The organism is Micromonospora sp. BL1 (genome assembly GCF_003667485.1).
In the GTDB taxonomy this organism is placed as follows: domain Bacteria; phylum Actinomycetota; class Actinomycetes; order Mycobacteriales; family Micromonosporaceae; genus Micromonospora; species Micromonospora tulbaghiae.
The window spans coordinates 1-400 of the sequence record NZ_RCVK01000007.1; the positions used below are offsets into that span (position 1 = coordinate 1).

1 protein-coding gene is annotated in these 400 nt (G+C 29.2%); it reads left to right on the plus strand.

Annotated features, from left to right (window positions below):
• Positions 1-52: 52 nt before the first annotated feature.
• On the plus strand, positions 53-400 hold a 348-nt coding region (locus EAD96_RS00025), incomplete at its 3' end, for a hemerythrin domain-containing protein (protein ID WP_199733011.1).

The window sequence follows — 400 nt, forward strand, 5'->3', positions numbered from 1 at the left end:
AAATACAGTAGAGAAGAAAATGGTATAAATATTATAGGAAAGGAATGATTTTATGGATGGAATTGTATTAATGGTTGATGAACATAAAAATATAAAAAGAATGCTTAAAGTTATTAGAAAAGTTTCAATAGGAATTATTAATGGAAAAGAGATAGAATACAAGGATTTTGAAATGATTATTGATTTTGTGAGAAATTATGCAGATAAACATCATCATGGAAAAGAAGAAAAGTTTTTATTTAACAGGATGATAGATGAAATCGGTGGACCAGCTGAAAAGTTAGTTAAGTATGGAATGCTTGTAGAACATGACTTTGGAAGGCTATATATGATGGAACTTGAAGAAGCACTTAATAAGGTTAAAGCTGGTGATGATGAAGCGAAGGTCGATGTAATAGCT